This window comes from Henriciella sp. (assembly GCF_029937755.1).
Lineage (GTDB): Bacteria > Pseudomonadota > Alphaproteobacteria > Caulobacterales > Hyphomonadaceae > Henriciella.
Window position 1 is genome coordinate 259,546 of record NZ_JAPYPG010000004.1, and the last position, 22,995, is coordinate 282,540.

21 protein-coding genes are annotated in these 22,995 nt (G+C 63.1%); 16 read left to right on the forward strand and 5 right to left on the reverse strand.

The window, feature by feature from the left end; translation table 11 throughout:
- The first annotated feature begins 148 nt into the window (after positions 1 to 148).
- The 3 genes from Q1K29_RS11005 to Q1K29_RS11015 all read left to right on the forward strand — a co-directional run bounded on the left by Q1K29_RS11005 (position 149) and on the right by Q1K29_RS11015 (position 1,916).
- Positions 149 to 694: a hypothetical protein gene (locus tag Q1K29_RS11005; protein WP_300394709.1), complete on the forward strand. Its 546-nt coding sequence runs from the start codon at positions 149 to 151 to the stop codon at positions 692 to 694.
- A 109-nt stretch (positions 695 to 803) separates the two neighbouring features.
- Positions 804 to 1,262, forward strand: a complete 459-nt coding sequence (locus Q1K29_RS11010; protein ID WP_300394710.1) for a response regulator transcription factor — start codon at positions 804 to 806, stop codon at positions 1,260 to 1,262.
- A gap of 108 nt (positions 1,263 to 1,370) precedes the next feature.
- The gene (locus Q1K29_RS11015; RefSeq protein ID WP_300394712.1) at positions 1,371 to 1,916 is read left to right on the forward strand and encodes a DUF4199 domain-containing protein; all 546 of its coding nucleotides are present in this window, start codon (positions 1,371 to 1,373) and stop codon (positions 1,914 to 1,916) included.
- Positions 1,917 to 1,992: 76 nt separating this feature from the next.
- On the opposite strand, the gene Q1K29_RS11020 is transcribed toward Q1K29_RS11015, so the two are convergent.
- A complete protein-coding gene (locus Q1K29_RS11020) occupies positions 1,993 to 2,772 on the reverse strand; it encodes an SDR family NAD(P)-dependent oxidoreductase (protein WP_300394714.1) in 780 nt (259 codons plus the stop codon).
- Between the two features lie 68 nt (positions 2,773 to 2,840).
- On the opposite strand from Q1K29_RS11020, the gene Q1K29_RS11025 reads away from it, so the two are divergent.
- Entirely contained in the window at positions 2,841 to 3,248 is a 408-nt protein-coding gene (locus Q1K29_RS11025) for a YkvA family protein (RefSeq protein WP_300394716.1), read from the forward strand.
- On the opposite strand, the gene Q1K29_RS11030 is transcribed toward Q1K29_RS11025, so the two are convergent.
- Positions 3,245 to 4,558, reverse strand: a complete 1,314-nt coding sequence (locus Q1K29_RS11030) for a penicillin-binding protein activator (protein WP_300394718.1) — start codon at positions 4,556 to 4,558, stop codon at positions 3,245 to 3,247. The two genes, Q1K29_RS11025 and Q1K29_RS11030, sit on opposite strands and share 4 nt — an antisense overlap.
- Here Q1K29_RS11030 and rsmI point away from each other — a divergent pair.
- From rsmI to Q1K29_RS11045, 3 genes are read left to right on the forward strand one after another with little or no spacing between them, the layout of a single operon-like run.
- Positions 4,552 to 5,478, forward strand: a complete 927-nt coding sequence (gene rsmI / locus Q1K29_RS11035) for a 16S rRNA (cytidine(1402)-2'-O)-methyltransferase (RefSeq protein ID WP_300394720.1) — start codon at positions 4,552 to 4,554, stop codon at positions 5,476 to 5,478. The genes Q1K29_RS11030 and rsmI overlap by 7 nt on opposite strands.
- Positions 5,471 to 5,860 (forward strand): YraN family protein, encoded by a 390-nt coding sequence (locus Q1K29_RS11040; RefSeq protein WP_300394722.1) that lies wholly within the window; start codon positions 5,471 to 5,473, stop codon positions 5,858 to 5,860. Before rsmI ends, Q1K29_RS11040 begins: the two co-directional genes overlap by 8 nt.
- Before the next feature lie 37 nt (positions 5,861 to 5,897).
- Complete coding sequence (locus Q1K29_RS11045; protein WP_300394724.1) at positions 5,898 to 6,530, forward strand: BON domain-containing protein; 633 nt, start codon at positions 5,898 to 5,900, stop codon at positions 6,528 to 6,530.
- Between the two features lie 4 nt (positions 6,531 to 6,534).
- Here the strand turns inward: Q1K29_RS11045 and Q1K29_RS11050 are convergent, their stop codons facing one another.
- The gene (locus Q1K29_RS11050; RefSeq protein ID WP_300394725.1) at positions 6,535 to 7,380 is read right to left on the reverse strand and encodes an META domain-containing protein; all 846 of its coding nucleotides are present in this window, start codon (positions 7,378 to 7,380) and stop codon (positions 6,535 to 6,537) included.
- Between the two features lie 188 nt (positions 7,381 to 7,568).
- Between Q1K29_RS11050 and Q1K29_RS11055 the strand changes: the two genes are divergently transcribed.
- The 6 genes from Q1K29_RS11055 to Q1K29_RS11080 all read left to right on the forward strand — a co-directional run bounded on the left by Q1K29_RS11055 (position 7,569) and on the right by Q1K29_RS11080 (position 14,192).
- Entirely contained in the window at positions 7,569 to 8,069 is a 501-nt protein-coding gene (locus Q1K29_RS11055) for a fasciclin domain-containing protein (RefSeq protein ID WP_300394727.1), read from the forward strand.
- A gap of 150 nt (positions 8,070 to 8,219) precedes the next feature.
- Positions 8,220 to 9,170 carry a glutathione synthase gene (gene gshB, locus Q1K29_RS11060; protein WP_300394729.1) on the forward strand — a complete coding sequence of 317 codons (951 nt, stop codon included), beginning with the start codon at positions 8,220 to 8,222 and terminating at the stop codon, positions 9,168 to 9,170.
- A gap of 27 nt (positions 9,171 to 9,197) precedes the next feature.
- A complete protein-coding gene (locus Q1K29_RS11065) occupies positions 9,198 to 9,569 on the forward strand; it encodes a hypothetical protein (protein WP_300394731.1) in 372 nt (123 codons plus the stop codon).
- Between the two features lie 91 nt (positions 9,570 to 9,660).
- Positions 9,661 to 11,211 (forward strand): YifB family Mg chelatase-like AAA ATPase, encoded by a 1,551-nt coding sequence (locus Q1K29_RS11070; protein WP_300394733.1) that lies wholly within the window; start codon positions 9,661 to 9,663, stop codon positions 11,209 to 11,211.
- Positions 11,212 to 11,259: 48 nt separating this feature from the next.
- Positions 11,260 to 12,732, forward strand: coding sequence for a response regulator (locus Q1K29_RS11075; RefSeq protein ID WP_300394734.1), 1,473 nt, complete (start codon positions 11,260 to 11,262; stop codon positions 12,730 to 12,732).
- Complete coding sequence (locus tag Q1K29_RS11080; RefSeq protein ID WP_300394736.1) at positions 12,729 to 14,192, forward strand: MFS transporter; 1,464 nt, start codon at positions 12,729 to 12,731, stop codon at positions 14,190 to 14,192. The genes Q1K29_RS11075 and Q1K29_RS11080 overlap by 4 nt, the downstream gene beginning before the upstream one ends.
- A gap of 15 nt (positions 14,193 to 14,207) precedes the next feature.
- Here the strand turns inward: Q1K29_RS11080 and Q1K29_RS11085 are convergent, their stop codons facing one another.
- On the reverse strand, positions 14,208 to 16,496 hold the full coding sequence (locus Q1K29_RS11085) for an NADP-dependent malic enzyme (RefSeq protein ID WP_300394738.1): 2,289 nt from the start codon (positions 16,494 to 16,496) through the stop codon (positions 14,208 to 14,210).
- A 137-nt stretch (positions 16,497 to 16,633) separates the two neighbouring features.
- On the opposite strand from Q1K29_RS11085, the gene mutS reads away from it, so the two are divergent.
- The 3 genes from mutS to Q1K29_RS11100 all read left to right on the forward strand — a co-directional run bounded on the left by mutS (position 16,634) and on the right by Q1K29_RS11100 (position 22,623).
- Entirely contained in the window at positions 16,634 to 19,321 is a 2,688-nt protein-coding gene (gene mutS, locus Q1K29_RS11090) for a DNA mismatch repair protein MutS (RefSeq protein ID WP_300394740.1), read from the forward strand.
- A gap of 483 nt (positions 19,322 to 19,804) precedes the next feature.
- Entirely contained in the window at positions 19,805 to 20,692 is an 888-nt protein-coding gene (locus tag Q1K29_RS11095; RefSeq protein ID WP_300394741.1) for a LysR family transcriptional regulator, read from the forward strand.
- A gap of 110 nt (positions 20,693 to 20,802) precedes the next feature.
- Positions 20,803 to 22,623: an SLC13 family permease gene (locus tag Q1K29_RS11100; RefSeq protein ID WP_300394743.1), complete on the forward strand. Its 1,821-nt coding sequence runs from the start codon at positions 20,803 to 20,805 to the stop codon at positions 22,621 to 22,623.
- On the opposite strand, the gene Q1K29_RS11105 is transcribed toward Q1K29_RS11100, so the two are convergent.
- Positions 22,620 to 22,970: a DUF3147 family protein gene (locus Q1K29_RS11105; protein ID WP_300394745.1), complete on the reverse strand. Its 351-nt coding sequence runs from the start codon at positions 22,968 to 22,970 to the stop codon at positions 22,620 to 22,622. The two genes, Q1K29_RS11100 and Q1K29_RS11105, sit on opposite strands and share 4 nt — an antisense overlap.
- Positions 22,971 to 22,995 lie beyond the last annotated feature (25 nt).

The following is a 22,995-nucleotide window of genomic DNA, read 5'->3' on the forward strand; positions in this document are numbered from 1 at the left end:
CTGCCCCTCTCAGTTGCTCTTCCGGGAAATCTTCACGCCGCCAGCGTTCAATTCTGACTGCAATCATTTACAGCGGCACCCCTATGCCGTTGCCTGACGTTCAGCTTCATCCCATATAGTTGACAACAGCAACAATGATCAGCGTCCCATGACCATGAAACACCTCATTCCCGCCCTCGCTGCCCTTGCGCTCGCTGGCGCCTGTACGACAGCGACGCCTTACCAGGCCGCCGGGGGCCCGTCCTCAAGTGGCTATTCCGACCAGCAGATAGAGAACAATCGCTGGATGGTCAGCTTTTCGGGCAACAGCCTGACCGACCGCCAGACCGTCGAGACCTATCTGCTCTACCGCGCCTCGGAGCTGACCATCCAGAATGGTTATGACAATTTCCGCATGGTGCGCCGTGAGACCGATGCCGATTCCAGCTTCGTGCCGGTTGGCGGCGGGACCTATAGCCACTTCCACCCCTATTACAGCTATTACGGGAATCATGGGCGTCTTCGCGCCTATTCACCCTACTGGTGGAACGACCCGTTCTGGAATGATGCGCCCGACTACCGTGAGATCACCCGGTTTGAAGCCACATCGGAAATCCTCATGAGCCGTGGCGAGAAACCGGATGATCCGGCCTGGTACTCGGCCGAGGAAGTCCAGATGAATCTCGCCGGACGCATCCAGCGCGCCCCTCGTTAAAAGTTCACCGTTCGCAGCAATGATGATAGCCTCTCGTCCGCACTGGATGGGAGGCTATTTTCATGTCGGAAAGGACAGGCAAACGGGGGACGCGTAACGGGGGCTTCCGGTGAAACGCCGCCCGCATCTGCGCCGTTTCACATCCGCTTCATGGCCTGTCATCCTTGTTTACGGCGCGGCCCTCGCCGCCGGCATCCTCGTGCTGCAATGGATCGAATACCAGCATTTCGCCCGCACCCATCCCGGTGAGGTCCGCATTGCCTTGCTGGCTGCGCTCTTCCTCGGTGTCGGCATATGGGTGGGCGCGCAGCTCTTCCGGGGCCGGGCCGAAGGGGAAACGCCCGCCGACGGCAATCCGAAAGCCCAGGCGGCCCTGGGCATCAGCCCACGCGAGAAGGATGTGCTGAACCTGCTGGCGGCAGGATTTTCCAACAAGGAGATCGCCCGCGAACTCGGCGTCTCTCCCAACACGGTGAAGACGCATGTCGCCCGCCTGCTTGAAAAGCTCGAGGCCGACCGGCGCACACAGGCTATCCTGAAGGCAAGGGAGCTCGGCCTTGTACGCTGACCTGTCACCAGGACGGGTGATTTCACGAAAATCACCCTTTCGGGCGATAGCCATCCGTTCTGTCACCTGCCCTTTTCCATCCGGTCAAAACGGAAAGGGTCAAACGACATGTTGAAACGAATTCTGATCGCAGGCCTTGCGGCCGGTCTTGTCACCGGCGGCGTCCTGTTCGTGGGCATATCCATGGCAAGCGACTCCATGATGGAGGGCGATCATGGCGGCCATGTCTATGGCTATGCCTCGATGATCCTGGCGCTCAGCCTTATCTTCTTCGCGATCAAGCGCCAGCGCGACATCGCCCAGGGCGGGGTCATCAAATTCCTGCCAGCCTTCGGCATGGGTCTCGCCATCAGCGCGGTGGCCGCCTTCATCTATGCGCTTGGCTGGGAGCTGACGCTCGCGACCACTGGCCTCGACTTTGCCGGGCCATATACCGAAGCCGCCATCGAGACGGCCCGCGAGAAAGGCATGAGCGGCGAGGAGCTTGCTGCGTATGAAGAGAAGATGCGCGGCTTTGCCGATATGTACGCCAATCCCGCCTACCGCATCCCGATCACGATGCTCGAACTCTTCCCGGTGGGCGTGATCATCTCGCTGATCTCGGCGCTCCTGTTGCGCAATAGCGGCTTTCTTGCGCACCGGCCGACAGTCTGAGGACACCGGACCGGAAACGAAAAAAAGCCCGCTCCTTTAGAGAGCGGGCTTTTGTCTCTGGTCTTGCAGGCGACGCTTAGCGCGGGGCCATGCGGATCGCCCCGTCGAGGCGGACATCCTCACCATTGAAGTAGGCGTTGACGATCATCTCGCGCGCAAGCGAAGCGTACTCGTCCGGGTTGCCGAGACGGGCCGGGTTCGGCACCTGGGCCCCGAGCGCCTGCTTCACATTCTCCGGCGCGCCCTGCAGCAGCGGGGTGTTGAAGATACCCGGCAGGATCGTGTTCACGCGGATCAGCTCACGCGACAGGTCGCGGGCGATCGGAAGCGTCATGCCGACGACGCCGCCCTTGGAGGCGGAGTAGGCTGCCTGGCCGATCTGGCCATCTTCAGCCGCAACGGAGGCCGTATTGACGATGGCGCCACGCTCACCGTCGATCGGGTCGAGCGTCATCATGCCGGCGGCAGACTTGGCGATGCAGCGGAAGGTGCCGACGAGGTTGATCTGGATGATCATGTCGAACTTATCGAGCGGGAAGTGCTTGATGTCGCCGGTTTCCTTGTCGCGCGAGGCGGTCTTGATGGCGTTGCCCGTCCCAGCGCAATTGACGAGGATGCGTTCCTGCCCGATAGCCGCGCGCGACTTCTCGAAGGCGGCATCGATGGAGGCCTCATCGGTGACGTTCGCCTTGCAGAACACACCGCCAAGTTCCTTGGCCAGCGCTTCGCCTTTTTCCTCGTTCAGGTCGAACAGCGCGACCTTGACGCCTTCTGCAGCAAGTTTGCGGGCTGTGGCCGCGCCGAGGCCCGAAGCGCCACCGGTGATGACGGCGCTGATGTCTGAGCTGAGTTTCATTCTGTTGGATCTCCCTTGGAACACTCATATGATGAAAAGCGATCTATAGGGTATGGAAAGGCCCGCCAATGCGTAACCCAACGGAAATTGTCATCGAAAACGGGGAGAGCCATCCCCGCTATATGCCGATAGATATCGAGCAGGAGCGAAAGCGCACCGAGCGCAAGCTCCTTCCGAAGCTTTTACGCGTGGCCGGACGCATCCCGTTCGCCGATGATCTGGCGGCTGCCTATTACGCCGCCATGGACCCGGTGACACCGAAAAAGGCCAAGGCGGTGCTGTTCGCCGCACTCGGCTATTTCGTGGTGCCCACTGACATGGTGCCGGATTTCATCGCCGGGCTCGGCTTTGCCGATGATGCCACGGTGCTTGCCACGGCGCTCAGTATTGTCGGCTCCCAGGTGCGCGAACGTCACCGCCAGTCGGCGCGCCGCCTGCTCGGTCTGCCGGAGCCGGCCGAGCCACAGGACGACTAGCCGATATCCGGATCGAAACGGGTGCCGCCTTCATGGATCAGGGTCGCCCCTTCACCGGGTGAGACCTCATAGATGGAAAGCTTGCGCTCGGCCGTGCCCTGCGCGGTAAAGCGGAACAGGCCGTTGAGGCCGACAAACCCATCCTCGGCGAGGATCTCACGCCGGTCCAGGTCGCCGTCCGCAGACAGCGAAATGGCGAGCGCGGCTGCATCATAGGCCTGCGCGGCAAGGCTCGTCGGGGCGCGGCCATAGATGCGCTTGTAGCGCGTCTCGAAGGATTGGAGATCGACATCCGGCGGGGCGACGAACCAGCCACCCTTCAGGGACGGTTCCCGCCAGACATTCGGATCATCCCATCCGGACAGGCCCATCAGCTGAACCGAGCGGCTGACGCCATGATAGGCCAGCAGCGGGGCGACCTTGCGCAGCTGCGTGCCGCGTTCGGGAATGAGGACGGCAACGGGGCCGTAGGATTCAGCGGAATTGATGGACTGGGCGAGATAGCGCGCTTCCGAACTCGGCGAGTCGCTGCCATCGGGATAGAACCCCGTCGCCACGACACGTGCGCCCTTCTGGTTGGCCTCGAACTGCAGGGCCGTCTCGATGCGCTGGCCGAGTGCGCTCTGCGGGCCGAAGAAGGCAAATTGCTGGAACCCCTGACTGATCGCGTACTCGACGAGTGAAGAGACTTCCTCTTCCGGGCTGATCGATGCGAGCCATGTATTGCCGCCAGCCACATCTCGGTCATTCGAGAAGGCGATGACGGGGATGCCAGCGAGCTTCCGCTCCTCGTTGAGTGCCGCAACGCTCGAGCCGAAAAGCGGGCCGAGAAAGAATTCAGCACCTTCCGATTGCGCCTGCTCGGCCATTTCCACGGTCTGGCTCTTCGATCCGGCTGTATCCTTGGGCAGCAGGACGAAGGTGTCCGGCGCATGATCGAACAGCGCCATTTCGATGCCCGCGAGCATACCTTCGGCTTCGGCACGGACACCGGCATTCGGGTGCGAGAAGGGCAGCAGCACGCCGGCGCGCACCAGGTCCTTGCCCTTCAGGAATTCCGGCGTGAACTTCCCCCGTAGCGGTTTGGGCAGGCCATTGGCGTCTATTTCCAGGCCATTCGCATGCAGGCTGCCGCGCTCATCATCCCTGTCGCGATCGGCCTGACGGTCCTGGCTGGGCTCGACCCGCGGCTTGCCGCTGGAGATCGGCGCCGGTGGCCCGGACGTGGCGCAACCGGCCAATGTCAGGAAAGCCGCGAAAACAAGGCTTGGCGCGAGGCGCCCAAAGCGCGATTGTGCCCGAGATGTCATCCAGTGATCCTTCCATTCCGGCAGAGAGCCGATCCGCGTCCGAGACTAGTGCCGCTCATGGAGCCAAGCAACACGCCAAGCAGCAACTCGAACCGGGTCTCCACATTGTCTCCACGCCTATCGGCAATCTGCGCGATATTACCTTGCGCGCGCTCGACACGCTGGCTGCAGCCGACGAGGTACTCGCCGAGGACACGCGCGTCGCCCGCAAGCTGCTAGATGCCCATGGCATTCGCGCAAAACTGAGTGCCTACCATGACCATAATGGGGCAGAGCGGCGCCCGGACCTCCTGAAAAAACTGCAGGACGGCGCCCGCATTGCGCTGATCTCGGACGCCGGTACGCCGCTTGTATCCGATCCGGGCTGGAAGCTTGCGCATGAGGCCGTCGAGGCAGGCATCCGTGTCATACCGGTGCCGGGCGCCTCTGCCATGCTGGCGGGCCTTGTCGCATCCGCCCTGCCGAGTGACCGGTTCATGTTCTGCGGCTTCCTTCCGGTGAAATCCGGCCAAAGGAAAAAGGAAGCGGAAGCACTGAAATCAGTGCCCGCCACGCTGATCTTCTATGAGGGCGGGTCTCGGCTCGCCGCCTGCCTTGCCGACCTCGCCGAGACCTTCGGCGCAGAGCGCACCGGCGCGGTGGCCCGCGAACTGACCAAGCTGTTCGAGGAAACCCGCCACGGCACACTCGCCGAGCTGGCGGCCCACTATGAAGCCGAAGGCGCCCCCAAGGGCGAAATCGTGATCCTTGTCGGGCCGCCACTGGAGGAAGAAGCCAGCCAGGAGGATATCGACACGGCCCTGCGAAAAGCGCTGGAGGACGCCCCGGTCAAACAGGCGGCCAACATGGTCGCGGCCGCCTATGGCATCTCCAAGCGGGACGCCTATCAACGCGCCCTGACGCTCAAATCCGATGGCTGACGGACGCGCCCGACGGATCGCTGCCGAGGCGCATGGCCGCCGGGCGGAAAAGCTGGCAGCGCTGTGGCTGCGTCTGAAGGGGTACCGCATCCTCGCCCAGCGCGTGCGCCTGCCTGTCGGTGAAATCGATCTCATTGCCCGGCGTGGCAAGCTCGTCGCCTTTGTCGAGGTGAAGGCACGCACGACGCGTCTGGCGGGCGAGACCGCCGTGCCTGATGCCGCCTGGACACGGATCAGTCGCGCGGCCGAAAGCTGGATGGCGTCAAAGCCAGCGCTTTCAGGGCTGGACTGGCGCTTCGATCTTGTGATCATTTTACCACGACAGCTGCCGATTCACTTACGTGACACCTGGCGCCCATTTTTCGCCTCAACCCGGTTTTAAGCCGTTCAGACAGTTTGCAGAACAAGACGCGTTAAGCATGACACGAACAGCCCTACTCTCCCTGATCCTTTGCACACCGCTGCTTGCCTCCGGCTGCGTGGCCGCTGCCATTGGCACCGCCGGCGCGGTCGGCGTTGCCTCCATGCAGGACCGCACGGTCGGGGAGGCCGTCGATGACGCAACCACCTCGAACGAGATCAAGGCCAAGCTTCTCGATGAGGGCGGCCTGGGAGAAGTCGATGTCGAGGTCGCCCAGGGCCTGGTTCTGCTGTCGGGCCGGGTCAGCACGCCGGAACAGCGCGTACGCGCCGAGGATCTCGCCTGGAGTTCGACACGCACCCGCGATGTCGCCAATGAGATCAAGATCGAAAAGCCGGGTGGCTTCTTCGCCAATGCGTCCGACGAACTGATCACCGCGCGTGTCCGCGCCTCGCTTGTCGCCTCGAAGGAGGTGAAGAGCATCAATTTCAATATCGAGACCTATGATGGGGTCGTCTATCTGATGGGCATTGCCCGCACCCAGTCGGAGCTGACAGAAGCGGCCGAGCGCGCCAGCCTTGTCGGCGGGGTGCAGAAGGTCGTTTCCTATGTCCGGGTGAACGCGGAGCGGGCCCGCGCCAACGCAACGCCCAATGATGAACTCGTCGGCGGACCAGCTGCCACGAACTAGACCCCTAACCGCCCTGCCGGGCTGTTATCCTGCCACCTTCACTGTTCTGAAGAACGAGCAGGCCCGTCTCGTCTATCCGCACCTGCGTCACTGACTGCAACACAGAGATGAAAGCCTGTTCCTGCTCCATGAGCTGCGGCACGCAGGCTTTCCGGGTCAGCGCCAGCGGCGCGATGGTCAACTGTCCGGCATTCAGCTTGAAACTGCCCGTATAGGCATTGCACGAGGCATTGCCGCTGATGCGCCCCTCTTCATTGAAGCGGATGGTCGCCCGTGTCGTCTGCATGAGCGGCTCGCCATCCAGCCGCGCCACGAGCCAGTCCTTGCCGGCAAGCTCGGTCATATCGACAATAACGGACGACTCGGGATGGAGGCGGACGGCTCCGAGGTTGATCAGACCGGTCCTGGTCTCGAACTGGCTGGAGGACTGGTTGGTCCAGAGAGGGGTGCCCTCGCCATCGCTGATGACGACGTCCAGCCGCATGGCATGCCCCCGGACTGTCAGCAGGTTTTCCACGTCGACTTCAAACGGGATCGGCACCTGCCGCCCATTGAGGTCGAACTGCGCCGACTGAACCGGCTCGCGTACGGACATGGGCAGCCCGTCTTCCCAGAGGCTGAGCGTTGCCACCGCATCGACGGGGAGCGGGATATTCTGCTCATAGACAAGCGATCCGACCACACGCATCGCATGGGCTTGCGGGGTCGTGGCGATTTTTGCCTCCGCCGTTTCGGTGGTTTCTTCAGAGGCCGGCCCGCTCGAGGCAGCCGGCACGTCAGCGCTGTCCTCCTGCGTGACACAGCCCGACAGGAGCAGGCAGGCGGCGATCAGGGCGGCAGCAGTCTTCATGGCAGCATGTCCTCAAAGTGTTCGAAGCCAGACGAATGAGGTGATCCGGTATGATCCGGCTATCGTAAACGCAAGTGTAGCCCACGATCCATGCTGATTTATAACACATTGTTTTTAACATATTTTTCATGATCCACCCCTGTGGAGCCTCCGTAGAGAGGGCATCAACCACAGAAAAGGAGTTCCCCATGAAAACCCTCTTTGCTTCCGTTGCGACCGCTGCGCTCTTCATCGGCGGACCCGGCATGATCGCCTATGCCGACCACCATGAGGAGAAGATGGATATCGTCGACACCGCGGCATCCAATGAAGACTTCTCGACCCTCGTCACCGCCGTGAAGGAAGCCGGTCTTGTCGACGCCCTGAAAGCCGACGGCCCCTACACTGTCTTCGCGCCCACCAACGCCGCCTTCGATGCCCTGCCGGACGGCACGCTCGATACGCTTCTGATGGAAGAGAATGTCGACCAGCTGCAGGAAATCCTGAAGCTCCACGTCGTTTCCGGGAAGATCAAGGCCAAGGACATCGCCGACGGCACTACCGACGTCGAAACCCTGGCCGGTGAGACGATTGAAGTCACCAAGACCGATGCCGGCGTGACCGTCGGTGGCGCCGATGTCGTGAAGACTGACATCTATACCTCGAATGGCGTCATCCACGTCATCGACAGTGTGATCCTGCCGGAATAACCGGTCCTCTCACCTGATCGGACTGTCCCCCGGCCCATGGTCGGGGGACTTTCTTTTTGCACGGAAATTTCCACCGAATGCGACACGGCGCCTTATCAATCCGGCCGATCCGTCACATATAGCCCGACAGCAACACTTCAGGGAGACGGTATGAGCCTGCGCATCGCGATTCAGATGGACCCGCTGGAAGCGGTCGACATCAATGCCGACACCACCTTCGCGCTCGCCGAATGCGCACAGGCGCGCGGGCATCAGCTCTTCGTCTACCAGCCCGAACATCTGAGCTTCGACACCGGCAAGCTGCTGGCCCGGGCCCGCCCGGCCAAGGTCCAGCGTGTGGAGGACCAGCCCGGCATCCTCGGCGACGAGCAGATGCTGGATCTGGCCGATGATGTCGATGTCGTCCTGATGCGCCAGGATCCGCCCTTCGACATGGCCTATATCACCGCCTGCCACCTGCTGGAGATGCTGAAGGGCCGCACGCTGGTTCTGAACGATCCGGAATTCGTCCGCTCCGGGCCGGAAAAGCTCTTCCCCCTCCTCTTCCCCGAGGTCATTCCCGACACGCTCATCTCGCGCGACATCAAGGCCATTCTCGACTTCCGCGCGCGTCACAAGGACATCATCATCAAGCCGCTCTACGGCAATGGCGGCGCTGGCGTCTTCCGCATGAAGGAGGGTGACAGCAATTTCAGCTCGCTGATGGAAATGTTCCTGGAACGTACCCGCGAACCGCTGATCGCGCAGGCTTTCCTCAAAGCCGTCAGCAATGGCGACAAACGCATCATCCTCATCGACGGTGAGGCGGTCGGCGCGATCAATCGACGCCCCAAAGAGGGCGAGACACGCTCCAACCTGCATGTCGGCGGCACGGCCGAACCGGTCGACCTGACCGAGACCGACCGGAAAATCTGCGATGCCATCGGCCCCGAACTGAAGCGCCGTGGACAGGTTTTTGTCGGCATCGACGTGATCGGTGACAAGCTCACCGAAGTGAACGTTACATCGCCGACCGGCATTCAGGAACTCAAGCGCTTTACAGGCATCGACGCAGCGGCCATCTTCTTCGACAAAGTGCAACAGATGGTTGCCAAGTCCTGAACGGACATCCACGATGGGAGCATGAATATGAGAGCCGCCACCTTCGCCTCCGTCCTTGCGCTTTCGATTGCAGGCGTGGCCTGCTCTGAAAAGGCCCCAGCCGAAACCGAGCAAGCTGCAGCGCCACAATCCACGTCCGAAGCGCAGGCATCCGGAGAGTTCAATCTCCGCTATCCGACAAGCAGCAGCCAGTCGGCCGGCGGCGCAGCGGGCGAATTCAACCTGCGCATTCCGGAAACCTCGAGCCCGGGCGCTGAAAGCGGCATGCGCCTGCCGGAAGGAACAGTGCGCGAGGATGCCTTCAGCGATATCCCTGAAGTCCGCACGCCGGGCATCCCCGCTGAAGGAAATGAAACCCCTGCCGAAGAGCCGGACGACGACATTATCCGCCTCGACTAGCGCCTCCCGTGGTTTCTCGCGGAAATCGAAATTCGTTCTTTATTTGTTCCAGACTGTGTGTTAACTCACCCGAAACGGTGGGGTGTGGCGCATGGTGGCACGGATAACGACATTCGCCTTTGAAGGCATTGAAGCGAAACCTGTCGATGTGCAGGTGCAGCTGACCTCAGGCAATCCGCACTTTGCGATTGTGGGCCTTGCCGACAAGGCGGTACGCGAAAGCCAGGAGCGGGTTCGCTCCGCCTTTGCCGCTATCGGGCTGGCCCTCCCGCCCAAGCATATCACCGTCAATCTTGCGCCCGCCGACCTGCCCAAGGAAGGCAGCCACTATGACCTCGCCATTGCGCTTGGCCTGCTCGCGGCGATGGGCGTAATCGCCCCGGATGCGCTGGACGAATACGCTGCCATTGGCGAACTGTCGCTGGACGGGACGCTTGGCCAGACACTCGGCGTCCTGCCCGCCGCCATGGCCGCACAGGCGCTCGACCTGCGGCTGATCTGCCCGGAAGTCTGCGGGCCGGAAGCCGCCTGGGCAGGCGAAGGCTCCCTCGCCGCGCCGAGCCTGATCGCCATGGTCAACCATTTTGCCGGCCGGGCCAGCCTCGCCCCGCCGGTCGCGGGAGAACTGGCGCCCGCCGCTGCCGGCCCTGACCTGTCAGATGTCAAAGGCCAGGACGGCGCCAAACGGGTTCTGGAGATCGCAGCCGCTGGCGGCCACAACCTGCTCTTTTGCGGCCCGCCGGGGTCGGGCAAGTCGATGCTCGCCCAGCGCCTGCCTGGCCTGCTGCCGCCTCTCTCGGCCAGCGAATTGCTGGAGGTCTCGCAGATCCAGTCGGTCGCCGGCCTGCTCGAACGTGGGAAACTCTCACGCCAGCGCCCCTTCCGTGCGCCGCACCATTCCGCCTCGATGGCCGCGCTGGTCGGCGGCGGCATCCGGGCACGGCCGGGCGAGGTATCGCTGGCCCATCATGGCGTACTCTTTCTCGACGAGCTGCCGGAATTTCCGGCCCAGGTCCTCGACAGTCTGCGCCAGCCGCTCGAAGACGGCTCTGTTGTCATCTCACGGGCGAACCGGCATGTCCGTTACCCCGCCCGCTTCCAGCTGATCGCTGCGATGAACCCCTGCCGCTGTGGCGGCGGGCCCGGTGACGGCGCATGCCGGCGCGGACCGGCCTGCGCGCGCACCTATCAGGCGCGCATCTCCGGCCCTTTCTTCGACCGTATCGACCTGTTCTTTGACACCCCGCCCGTGACCGCCATGGACCTGACCCTGCCGGCCCCCAGCGAAGGCACGAAAGAGGCCGCTGCCCGCGTCAGCGCCGCACGGGCCGTTCAGGCCGACCGGTTCGCTGACACAGACGGAACCGGCCGCCGTGCGGTCAATGCCGATGCCCCGGCAAAGGACATCGCCACCATTGCCTCGCCCGATGAGCGCGCCGGCGCCCTGCTGGCCGACGCCGCTGCCAAGCTCGCCTTGTCGGCCCGTGCCTATCACAGGGTCCTGAAAGTCGCCCGCACGATTGCAGATCTGGACGGCGCCGGCGGGGTCCAGCGCGTGCATGTGGCCGAAGCGCTCAGCTATCGCCGCCGGCTGCCCGATGAACAGGCGGCCGGAGCTTCTACCCGCTCACTCGCGCGGTAAGCCCAGCTTTAAGCGTTTTGTCAGTCATTTTGCGCTAGCCGTGCGGACATGACGAACGACAATGGCAAACTGTCGCCTGAACAGGCCTTTCTCGCGACCACGACGCACGAGATCCGCACGCCGCTTAACGGCATTCTCGGCACTGTCTCCCTGTTGCTGGAAACCGAACTCGACCCGGCCCAGAAAGAGTATGCCGAAACGATCCGGCAGTCCGGGTCCCGCCTGCTCGACATGCTCAACAGCGTCCTCGATTTCGCCCGTCTCGACGCGGGGGCCCTGACCATCGAACCGGAGCGCTTCCGGCTGGCTGCCCTCGTCAGGGAAGTCAGCGAACTGCTTTCCCCGCGCGCCCATGGCGCGGGCATCGACCTCGGTGTCCTGATCAATCCCGGCGTGCCTTCGGAAATCGTCGCGGATGCCGGAAAGATCCGCCAGATCCTGTTCAACCTCGTCGGCAACGCCATCAAGTTCACAGAACAGGGCGGCGTCCTCGTTGATGTCCGGTACAAGACCGGCGAGCTCACGCTGCGCGTCCTCGACACCGGCCCCGGCATCTCGGCCCCCGACAAGGAGCGCCTGTTCGAAGCCTTCCGGCAAAGCTCGGCTGGCGATGCGATGAAGGATGGCGGCGTCGGCCTCGGCCTCGCCATTGTCCGCAAGCTCGCCGAGACGCTGGGGGGCAAGGTCTCGCTGTGCAGTCATCAAGGCAAGGGGGCCTGCTTCCTGGTCACCCTGCCCGTCGACAGAGACAGCGTGGCCTTCACGCCGCCCGCGATGTTCGATGAAGGCACCCATATCGGCCTGGCTGGCCTGCCCAACGCCACCGCCCTCTCGGCTTGTGGCATCCTCTCCCATGCCGGCGCGCGGATCACCCTCGTCGAGAACGCCCAGCAGGCCCGCCGCCGCAAGCCGGATGTGATCCTGGCGGCCGCCGAATTATCGGAACGCTCGCTGCGCGCCTTGACGCGCATCGCCCCGACGCTTGTCGTCATGCGGCCCGGCGACCGCGGCCTGATGAGCCGCTTCCACGATATGGGCGCTGCCGGCTGGCTTGTCCGGCCGCTGCGCTATTCCTCACTCGTCGAGCGCGCCAGCCTCGCCGCAAAGGGCGCCGCCGCGCCTGACCAGATCGAGGAAGGCCCGCATGACGGCCGCATCCTGATCGCTGACGATAATCCCGTGAACACGCTGATTGCACGCCGCGCCTTGGAATCGGCTGGTTTCTCCGTCACAGTCGCCGCAACGGGCCGAGAAGCGGTCGACATCTGCGAGAGCCTTAAACCGGACCTCGTCTTCATGGATTTGCGCATGCCGATCATGGATGGATATGACGCGATGAAAGCGCTCCGCGCCGCGGGCATGGAGATGCCGGTCATCGCCATCTCAGCCGAAATCAATCCGGAAATCGAACGCCGCGCCCGAACGGCCGGGGCTGACGGGGTTGCCTCCAAACCACTTGATGCCGATGCGTTGCGCCGGCTTGCCATCAGGTGGACGCAGAAACAGTCGGGCGCTGCATGAGCGATACAGGCGACGCCGGAGGCCAAGGCCGCGAAACGCTCGGGACGGCCTTCCGGAAATACCTGAAGCCGACCATGGCATTCATGCTGGTTCTCGGCTTCGCATCCGGCCTGCCTTTGATGATGGTGTTCTCGAAACTGTCATTCTGGCTGCGCGAAGCTGGTATCGACCGCGCCTCGATTGGCGGTCTCTATGCCGTTTCCTTCGCCTACTCGCTGAAATTTCTGTGGGCTCCAGCCGTCGACAGGATCAAGCTGCCAATCCTGAACGGATTGCTGGGGCAAAGGCGGAGCTGGATGATCCTCGCGATCTGCGGCACCTCGCTCGGTCTTTTCCTGATCAGTTCGACCGACCCTGCCATCGCCATCATGCCCACGGTCATCGGCGCGCTCGTCCTCGCTTTTTCAGGGGCCACGCTGGATATCGCAGTTGATGCCTGGCGTATCGAGTCCGCGCCGAATGACGAGCAGGCCAACATGGCCGCCGTCTACAATCTCGGCTACCGTTTCGCCATCATGTTCGCTGGCTTCGGCATGGTTATCGCCGGCGCTACGAGCTGGCATTTTGCCTATGCGCTCATGGCCCTCGTCATGCTGACGATCGGGGCCATCATCGTCTTCTTCATCTCCGAACCGCAAAAGGTCGAGCGCCTGAAGGAGGAAGGCAAGTCCTTTGCCCTGAAGGTCAAGGACGCGGTCGTCGAACCGTTCTGGCAGCTCGTCCGCAAGTTCGGCGTATGGGCCCTGCCGGTGGCCGGGATCGTCACCCTGTACCGGATCAGCGACTTCACCATGGGCGTCATGGCGAGCCCCTTCTATGTCGATCTCGGCTATTCCCGTGAGACCGTTGGCTGGATCCAGGGCGTCCTCGGCCCCTGGCCAATCATTGTCGGCGGATTTGTCGGCGGCTTCGTCGCCGTGCGCTACAGCCTCATGCCGGCCCTCATCGCCGGCGGCATCATCACCCTGCTGACCAATGGCGCCTTTGCCGGCCTGGCACTGGCTGCCGGCCCGGATCTCGACATCGTGGCCAAGGCCGTCTCTGAAGGTGTCGCGCCGCCAGCTGGCGCAGAGGTCAACACGCCCAGCGTGTGGGCCCTGATGGGGGTCATTGTCGCGGATAACCTGGCCGCCGGTTATGTCGGCTCGGTCTTCATCGCCTACATGTCTTCGCTCGCCGACCGAAAGTTCGCCGCGACCCAGTACGCCCTGCTGAGTTCGGCTTATTCCTTCTTCTGCAAACTCGCGGCGACAACGACCTCCGGGCCGCTATCGGAAACAATTGGCTGGGCCGGCTTCTTCACGGTAACCGCACTCTACACGCTGCCGCCTATCGCCCTGATCATCTTCATCATGAAATACGGCCCCGACCGCGCCAAAGGCATCCGGATCGATGAGCCTGAAGATCTGCCCGATGAAGACGTGCCGACGCCAGAAGGCCCGGCCAGCGCCAAGAGCTGACCGGGGTCTGTAAAATTATTCCGCAGGAACGTTGTGCACCAGCTGGTCGATGTCGAAGGCCGCGAAGGTGGCGAGGTTCACAATGTCGGACACCGTGGCCCCAAGCGGGGCGATCTGGACCGGCTTCTCGAAGCCAAGCAGGATTGGACCGATGACGGTTGCCCGGCTCATCGAGGTCAGCAGCTTGGTCGCAATGGCGGCGGAGTGAATGGCGGGCATCACCAGCACATTCGCCGCATCTGTCAGCCGTGAGAACGGATACATCAGCTTGTGGCCGGGGTTCATGGCCACCTCGACCGAGATGTCACCTTCATATTCGAAATCGATATCGTCACGCGAGTCGAGGATGGCCACGGCCTCGCGGACCTTCTCCATCCTCTCGCCATACGGGTTGCCGAAGGTCGAGTAGGAAACGAAGGCGACGCGCGGGATGAAGCCCAGGCTCTTCACGGCGCTGGCGGCCTCCTCCGCAATGCCGACCAGATCCTCGGCCACCGGCAGCTCAGTGATTGAGGTGTCGGCGATGAAGATCGTCTTGCCCTGGTTGATGACCATGGACATGCCGATCACCTGCTTGTCGTCGATCGGGTCGAGCACGGTCTGGACGTCTTTCAGCGCGACATCATAGTTCCGCGTCACACCGGTGATCATGCCGTCGGCATCGCCGAATTTCAGCATGCAGGAGCCGAAAACGTTCCGGTCCTGATTGACGAGGCGCTGCACGTCACGGCGCAGATAGCCCTGACGGTTCAGCCGGTCATAGAGATAGTCGGTATATTCCGGGTTCCGGTCCGACAGGCGCGCATTGATGATGTCGAGCGAACCTTCAGGCACGCCCATCTGTTGCATGGCGCGGGTCACCTGCTCCTCGCGGCCGATCAGGATCGGATGACCGAGGCCCTGGTTCTTGAAGGAGTAGGCGGCACGGACCACCGACGGCTCCTCGCCTTCGGCAAAGACGATGCGCGGTTGTTTCTCGCGTACAGCGGCCTGAACGCCCTGCAGGAAGGATGCGGTCGGGTCGAGCCGGCGCGCCAGCATGCGGCGATACTCGTCCATGTCCGGGATCGGGGTCCGGGCGACACCGGTATCCATCGCAGCCTGCGCCACGAATGGCGGAATGAAGCTGATCAGGCGCGGATCGAACGGCGTCGGGATGATATAGTCGCGGCCGAATTGCGGGCGCGAACCATGATAGGCGGCCGCCACCTCGTCGGGCACGTCTTCGCGGGCAAGTTCCGCCAGCGCCTGGGCAGCGGCGACCTTCATCTCCTCATTGATCGACCGGGCGCGCACATCCAGCGCGCCACGGAAGATATAGGGAAAGCCAAGGACGTTGTTGACCTGGTTGGGATAGTCCGAGCGGCCCGTCGCGATGATGGCATCGTCGCGCACCGACTTGATGTCTTCCGGCGTGATCTCCGGATCCGGGTTGGCCATGGCGAAGATGATCGGGTCTTTCGCCATGCTGGCCACCATCTCCTTGGTGATGGCTCCTGCGATTGACAGCCCGAGCACGACATCAGCGCCTTCCATGGCTTCAGCCAGCGTGCGCTTCTCCGTTTTCACCGCATAGGCAGACTTGAACTGGTCCATCTTTTCGGTGCGGCCTTCATAGACGACACCGCGGGAGTCACACATCAGGATGTTCTCGGCCTTCACACCGAGATGGCGGATCAGGCCCGCGCAGGACAGCCCTGCGGCCCCTGCGCCCGACACGGCAACCTTCACATCTTCCAGCTTGCGCCCGGTAATGTGACAGGCGTTGATCAGGCCGGCAGCGGCAATAATGGCGGTACCATGCTGGTCGTCATGGAAGACCGGAACGTCGAGGTCCTCACGCAGCCGGCTCTCGATAATGAAGCATTCCGGGCTGGCGATATCTTCCAGATTGATGCCACCCCAGGTCTCGCCAATATTGCGGACCGTGGAGATGAACTCCTCGGTATCGGTGGTCATCACTTCGACGTCGATGGAATCGACATCCGCAAAGCGCTTGAACAGGACCGACTTGCCTTCCATCACGGGCTTGGACGCCATCGCGCCCAGATCGCCGAGCCCCAGAATGGCTGTGCCGTTGGAAATCACCGCAACCATGTTGCCTTTCGAAGTGTATTCGAAGGCGAGATCCTTGTTTTCCGCGATGGCCTTGACCGGCACGGCAACCCCGGGGCTGTAGGCGAGCGAGAGGTCGCGCTGGGTCGCCATCGGCTTTGTCGGCGCAATCGACAGTTTGCCGGGCTGTGGGTGGCGGTGGAAATCGAGCGCTTCCTTGTCCGTGAATGTCGGGCGCTTGGACGTCATTGCGGTGGCCTTCAATATGTATTTTTTGCTTGAACTGCGGGGCTCACCTCTAAGCCGCTCCGCTTGGGGCGACAACCCGCCCCGGTCTGCTTATTTCCATTGCAGCCCACCTATGCGAATCCGTTAATCATGCCTCCATGCCCGATACTCATATGAGCCCGCCTGCCGCCAAGGCCCCCACGCCCTTCATGGCGCAATATCTCGAGATCAAGGCAAGGCATGATGATGCCCTGCTCTTTTTCCGTATGGGCGACTTCTATGAGCTTTTCTTCCAGGACGCCGTGCGGGCTGCAGAAATCCTCGACATCACACTGACGGCGCGTGGCGAGCATGAGGGCGCGCCGATCCCCATGGCCGGCGTGCCCTACCACTCGGCTGAGCCTTATCTGGCCCGCCTGATCAAGGCCGGGGAGCGCGTGGCCGTCTGCGAACAGACCGAAAGTCCGGCCGAAGCGAAAAAGCGTGGTTCCAAGGCCATCGTTAACCGGGATGTCGTGCGCGTCGTCACGCCCGGAACCATCACCGAGGATACCATCCTGCCCGCCCGCCAGGGGCAGGCGCTGGTCGCTATCGCCTTTGCGAGTGGCGGCGCCGATGCCGCGCTGGCGGCCTGCGATGTCTCGACCGGGGCATTCGATATCCGGGACCTTCCGCCGGAAGCGCTTGGCGATCGCCTCTCCGCCCTCCCGGTCAGCGAACTGCTGGTGACCGAGGAAGACGAAGCCCGCCCGCTGGTCCGGCAGGCGCTTTCGGCCTTGCGGGTACCGATCACACGCCGCCCGAAGCGCGCGGCATCGCCCAAGGCAGGCGAGGACGCGCTGAAGAATGCCTACAAGGTCGCCGCCCTCGACGCCTTCGGGGATTTCTCGCGCGCGGAACTTTCTGCGGCTGGCCTGCTGCTCGATTATCTCTCGCTCACCCAGGCCGGGGCTGACATTCGGCTCGACGCCCCGCGCCGCGGCTCCACACGCCAGCGCCTTGCCATCGACCCGGCCACGCGCGCCAGTCTCGAGATCGACACCGCGATGCGCGGCGGACGGGCCGGGACGCTGCTCGCCACCATCGACCGGACCCTGACCGCCCCCGGTGCGCGCCTGATGGCCGCCCGGCTGGCCGAACCGGAATGCGACGCCGACGAGATCGCTGCGCGACATGACGCGGTTGCTTTCTTCCTTGAAGAGCCAAGCCTCACCGAAGACATCCGTGCGCGCCTCACGGCCGTGCCTGACCTTGAGCGTGCCCGATCGCGCATCCGGCTGGAGCGCGGCGGCCCGCGCGACCTGAAGGCGATTGCCGGGGCGATTGTCGAGGGTGCGGCGCTCGCGGCTGAGCTTTCACGCCAGAAGACCGGCCTGCCCCGTCCCCTGGCCGAAGCGGCAGAGGCGCTTGATCCGGACAAGCAGCCCGCGCTGAAGCAGCTTGGCGACACGCTGGCCGAGGCGCTCGCGGAGGACTTGCCGGCGCTGGCCCGCGATGGCGGCTTCATTGCCGAGGGCTGGGACGAGGCGCTGGATGAGTCGCGCACGCTGCGCCGCGACTCCCGGCAGGTGATCGCTGCCCTGCAGGCGCGCTATGCAGACGAGACCGGCATCGGCGCGCTGAAGATCAAGTTCAACAATGTGCTCGGCTATTTCATCGATGTGCCCGCCCGCCATGGCGATGGGCTGCTGAAGCCGCCGCATTCGGAAACCTTCATTCACCGGCAGACGCTTGCTTCGAATATCCGCTTCTCGACGGCCGAGCTCTCCGACCTTGCCGGACGCATCTCGCGGGCCGAAGAAGCCTCGACCGCACGGGAGCTGGAGCTTTTCCGCGACCTGTGCGCACGCGTCGAAGCACAGACAGAGGCGATCTCGGCAGCCGCACACGCGCTGTCCGTCATCGATGTCGCCGCCGCGTCGGCCGCATGGGCAAACGAGACCGGGGCCGTGCGCCCGGAACTGGCAGCCGAACCCGTCTTTGAAGCCGACGGTCTGCGCCACCCGGTGGTGGAAGCCGCGCTCAAGAAGGAAGGCCAAGGCTTTACCGCCAACGATCTCTCGCTCGATGCAAACGGCCATGCGGGTGCCCGGCTTGCTATCGTGACCGGGCCGAACATGGCCGGCAAGTCGACCTATCTGCGTCAGGCCTGCCTCGCCATCATTCTCGCGCAGGCCGGCTTCTTTGTGCCTGCGCGACGCCTGCGTCTTGGTCTCGCCGACCGCGTCTTCTCACGCGTCGGCGCCTCGGACGACCTCTCACGCGGGCGCTCCACTTTCATGGTCGAAATGGTCGAGACCGCCGCGATCCTGAGCCAGGCAACCGAGGAAAGCTTCGTGATCCTCGACGAGGTCGGCCGCGGCACCTCGACGTATGACGGCCTCGCCATTGCCTGGGCGGCCGTCGAACACCTGCACAACATCAACAAGTGCCGCGCCCTCTTCGCGACCCATTATCATGAGCTCACAGGGCTCGCCGACGAGCTCGACCATGCCGCCAATCTCAGCCTTCGCGCCAAGGAGTGGAAAAACGAGCTGGTCTTTCTGCATGATGTGCAGAAGGGGGCTGCCGACCGGTCCTACGGGGTGCAGGTGGCGCGGCTGGCCGGCCTCCCCGCGCGTGCCGTTCGCCGGGCCGAGCAGGTGTTGAAACGCCTGGAAGCGCAGCCGGGCGCTGTCGAAGCGCTTCCGCTTTTCGCAATGGCAAGTCAAACGGAAGAACCAGCACCCGAAGACCATGAAATCTTCAGAATACTTGATGCACTGGATCCTGACGGCCTGAGCCCGCGTGAGGCGCTGGACCTGGTCTATCGCCTCAAGGCAGCGCGCAGCGATAAAGACGAGTGACCCAGGTTCGCCCGGCCCGGGCACTCTTAAACATGGCTAATCTTCCCGACTGAAGTGGCGCGGCCCCTCCCGATTCCCGTCTGTGGGGAAGTGCATGAAATATTCTTCACATTTCGCCCTGAGGCGCGGGATTCCGGCTTGTCATTAACAAAAATTTAGGTGCTAATGAGGTTGTCGACGCCAGCCCGAACACAGCCACATTCGGTAATGGGGGACAACGTGGCCGTGCCAGTCTGGTGTCCGTTCGCAGCAACGGGCCAGCCTAAAGAGTTAACCTCTTGGGTCCAGGGACGGGACCTGGGCGGCGTCGACAATTTGTTTTGGCGGGAGGGTACAGACTGCCCCACCTTAACCATCGGAACCTTCTATACTCGCCTCTGAGGCGAATTACTAGTAGATTCTGACTGGAAGCATTGAAGCGCTTGGGAAGTGTTGCGTCTATGCTTCAAATTGGGGGAATTTTGCGGCGGGCTGGTAGCGTTAATGCACAACTGGAATTGGGACGATCTGCGCTTCGTCGCCGTGCTGGCCGAGGCTGGCACCATTGCTGAGGCCGCGCGTCAGCTCAATGTGAACCGCACCACGGTCCAGCGCCGGATCGCTGCCTTTGAAGACCAGCTCTCCTACCGGCTCTTCTCACGCGACAGCTGGGGGCTGGAGCCACTGCCCGAAGCCGGCCCGATCCTTGAAGCCGCCCGGGAGATTGGCGAAGCCCTGGTCCGTATCGAACGGAAAACTACCGGCGCGGTCCAAGCCATCAAGGGCGAGCTGGTGGTCACCACGACAGACTCCCTCTTCGTCTCCGGTATCGCCGACCTCTTCAACGACTTCCTGTCACGCTATCCCGACCTGCAGATTCATCTCAGCGTCTCGACGCGCGCGCTCGATTTCAACCGGCGCGAAGCCGAAGTGGCGATCCGTCCCTCCCTTGCGCCGCCGGAACACCTTGTCGGCCGGCGCATCTGCGACCTGACCTTCCATGCCTATGCGTCGTCCGCCTATCTCGAACGCACCGGATTCCGGCCCGCCGGTGAGCACCGCTGGCTTGCCATGCTCGAAGGCTTTCGCGGCGCACCCTCGGAACTATGGATCGCCGACAATGTCCCGCGGATAAATATCGCCTTGCGGGCCGACAGCTTCATCGCGCTGGCCGAAGCTGTGCGCCTCGGCCTTGGGGTCGCCATTATGCCAAGCTGCTATGGCGACCGGATCGATGGGCTCGAACGTGTGGATGGCCTGCTGAAGGAACGGATTGCGACCGGGCTCTGGGTGCTGACCCATCCGGACTTTCGCCAGTCCCCGCGCGTACGGGCGATGATGGACTTCCTGAGCCAGGCGCTCAGTGCACAGAGCTACCGCTTCGACGCCTGAGGCTGCAGGGCTGGCATCAGCCAGATACAAGGCACGCCTCAGTAAAACTCGATTGCTTTAAGCCGCGGAATTCCATTTGTATCGCGGACTGACATTCCCGATTGACCTTCATGCCCGAATTCACGCTGCCAGAACCGGTCCAGATTGCTCTCGTCCTCATGCTCGTCGCCGCCGTCTTCGTCGGCTTCGTGCGCGAGCGGATCCCCTCGGACGTGGTCGCGCTGCTCGCCATGTCAGCGCTTCTCATCTTCGGCCTGCTCAGCGTCAAGGATGTGCTTGGCGTCTTTTCCAACGCTGCCCCGATCACCATCGGCGCCATGTTCATCCTGTCAGCGGCGCTTGAACGAACCGGCGTGATCGGCGCAATCGGTAATTCCATTGTGCGGCTGTCGCGACGATGGAGCCCGATGGCCGCCATCGCCGCCCTGATGCTCGTCGTGATCGTGCTGTCGGCCTTCATGAACAACACCCCGATCGTCGTCATCCTCATACCGGTCGCGATCCGGCTGTCGCAATCGGTGGGTGTCTCGCCATCGAAACTTCTGATCCCGCTCTCCTTCGCCTCGATCTTCGGCGGCATGACGACGCTGATCGGTACTTCCACCAACCTGCTCGTCGACGGCATCGTGCAGACATCCGGCATGGCATCCTTCGGCATTTTCGAGATCACCGGCGCGGGCCTGTGCCTGGCGCTGGCCGGGACGCTTTACATGACGATTGTCGGACGCTGGTTCCTGCCAGACCGGGACACGCTGGCAACGCTCCTGCCGACCTCCGCATCACGCCGCTTCGTCGCGCAGGTGCTTGTGCCGGTCGACTCACCCCTCGTCGGCAAGACGATCAAGGAAACCGGCTTCACCACCGACAAGGGCTTCACCGTGATCGACGTGATGCGTGAGAACCGTTCCCGCCGGGGTGAGCTCACCTCGCTGTCGCTGGAGGCAGGCGACCGGCTCGTTCTGCGCTCACCCGTCTCGGAAATGCTGTCGCTGCGCGAGGCTGGTAATGTCGCCATCGGGTCAGGCGCCGGCAGCACGCACGCCATCGAGCCGGTCCAGGCGACCGAGACGCGCGTCATGGAAGGCGTCGTCGGCCCGCAGTCGCGCCTCGTCGGCCGCCCCATCATCGGGGCAGGCCTCGTCCGCCTCTATGGCGTCTATGCCATCGCCATCCACCGGCGCGGGGAGAATATCGGCATTGGCGGCAAGAATATCCGGTTCGACATCGGCGATACGGTGCTCGTTGAAGGCCCGCCGGGCGGCCTGAGGCAGATGTTCGATGACGGTATGTTGTCGAATTTGACCGAGACGACCGAGCAGCCAATCCGCCGCGACAAGGCGCCCATCGCGCTGGGCGCTGTCTTCTTTGTCATGGTGCTCGCAGCGCTGGGCATCATGCCGATTGCCGGGCTCGCCCTGATCGCGGCTGCTGGCGTCATCGCGCTGGGCTGCATCGACCATCAGGAAGCCTACAAGTCGATCCAGTGGGACATCCTGTTCCTGATTTTCGGCATGCTGGCGCTTGGCCAGGCGCTGGAGACGACAGGCGCCGCCGCCTTCCTTGTCGATGGTATCAGCGGTCCGATCGGGCACTTGCCGCCGATCGTGACCCTCGCCGTGGTCTATCTGATCACCTCGGCGCTGACGGAACTTGTGAGCAACAACGCCACCGCCATCCTTATGACCCCTATTGCCATCGGACTGGCGGCCAGCCTGGGTGTCGATGCCCGGCCTTTCGTGGTCGCGGTGATGTTTGCCGCCAGCGCGAGCTTTGCCACGCCGATCGGCTATCAGACGAATACGCTGGTCTATACCGCCGGCGGGTACAGGTTCACAGACTTCACGAAAGTCGGCCTGCCCCTGAACCTGCTCTTCTTTGCGGTCTCGCTCGTCGTGATCCCGGTCTTCTGGCCGCTTGTCAGCGCGAGCTAGAGTTGCAGGCCAAGTTTGGGCCCAATCCATGTCATAAGAATGTAAAGCAGGATGGTCAGCAGGCAGCCCGCTGCAAGCGCGATCCAGAACGACACCCCGTGGCGCAACAGGGCGGGGATCAGCAGGAACATTGGCAGCGACGGGATCACGTACCAGAAGGTCGCGCCTGCATGGGCGGCCATGTTTTCCGCGTCGGGCTTGTCCCGCCACAGCCAGATCATTCCAAGAACCGAGACCAGCGGCAGGGACGCGATTAGCGCGCCAAACCCGGGATAGCGCTTCGCCAGCGTGGAGGCGACGGCGATCAGGATGCCCGAGATTGTGGCCTTGAGGATCAGGTAGAGCATGCCCCTATCTGATCCTCGCCAGCGC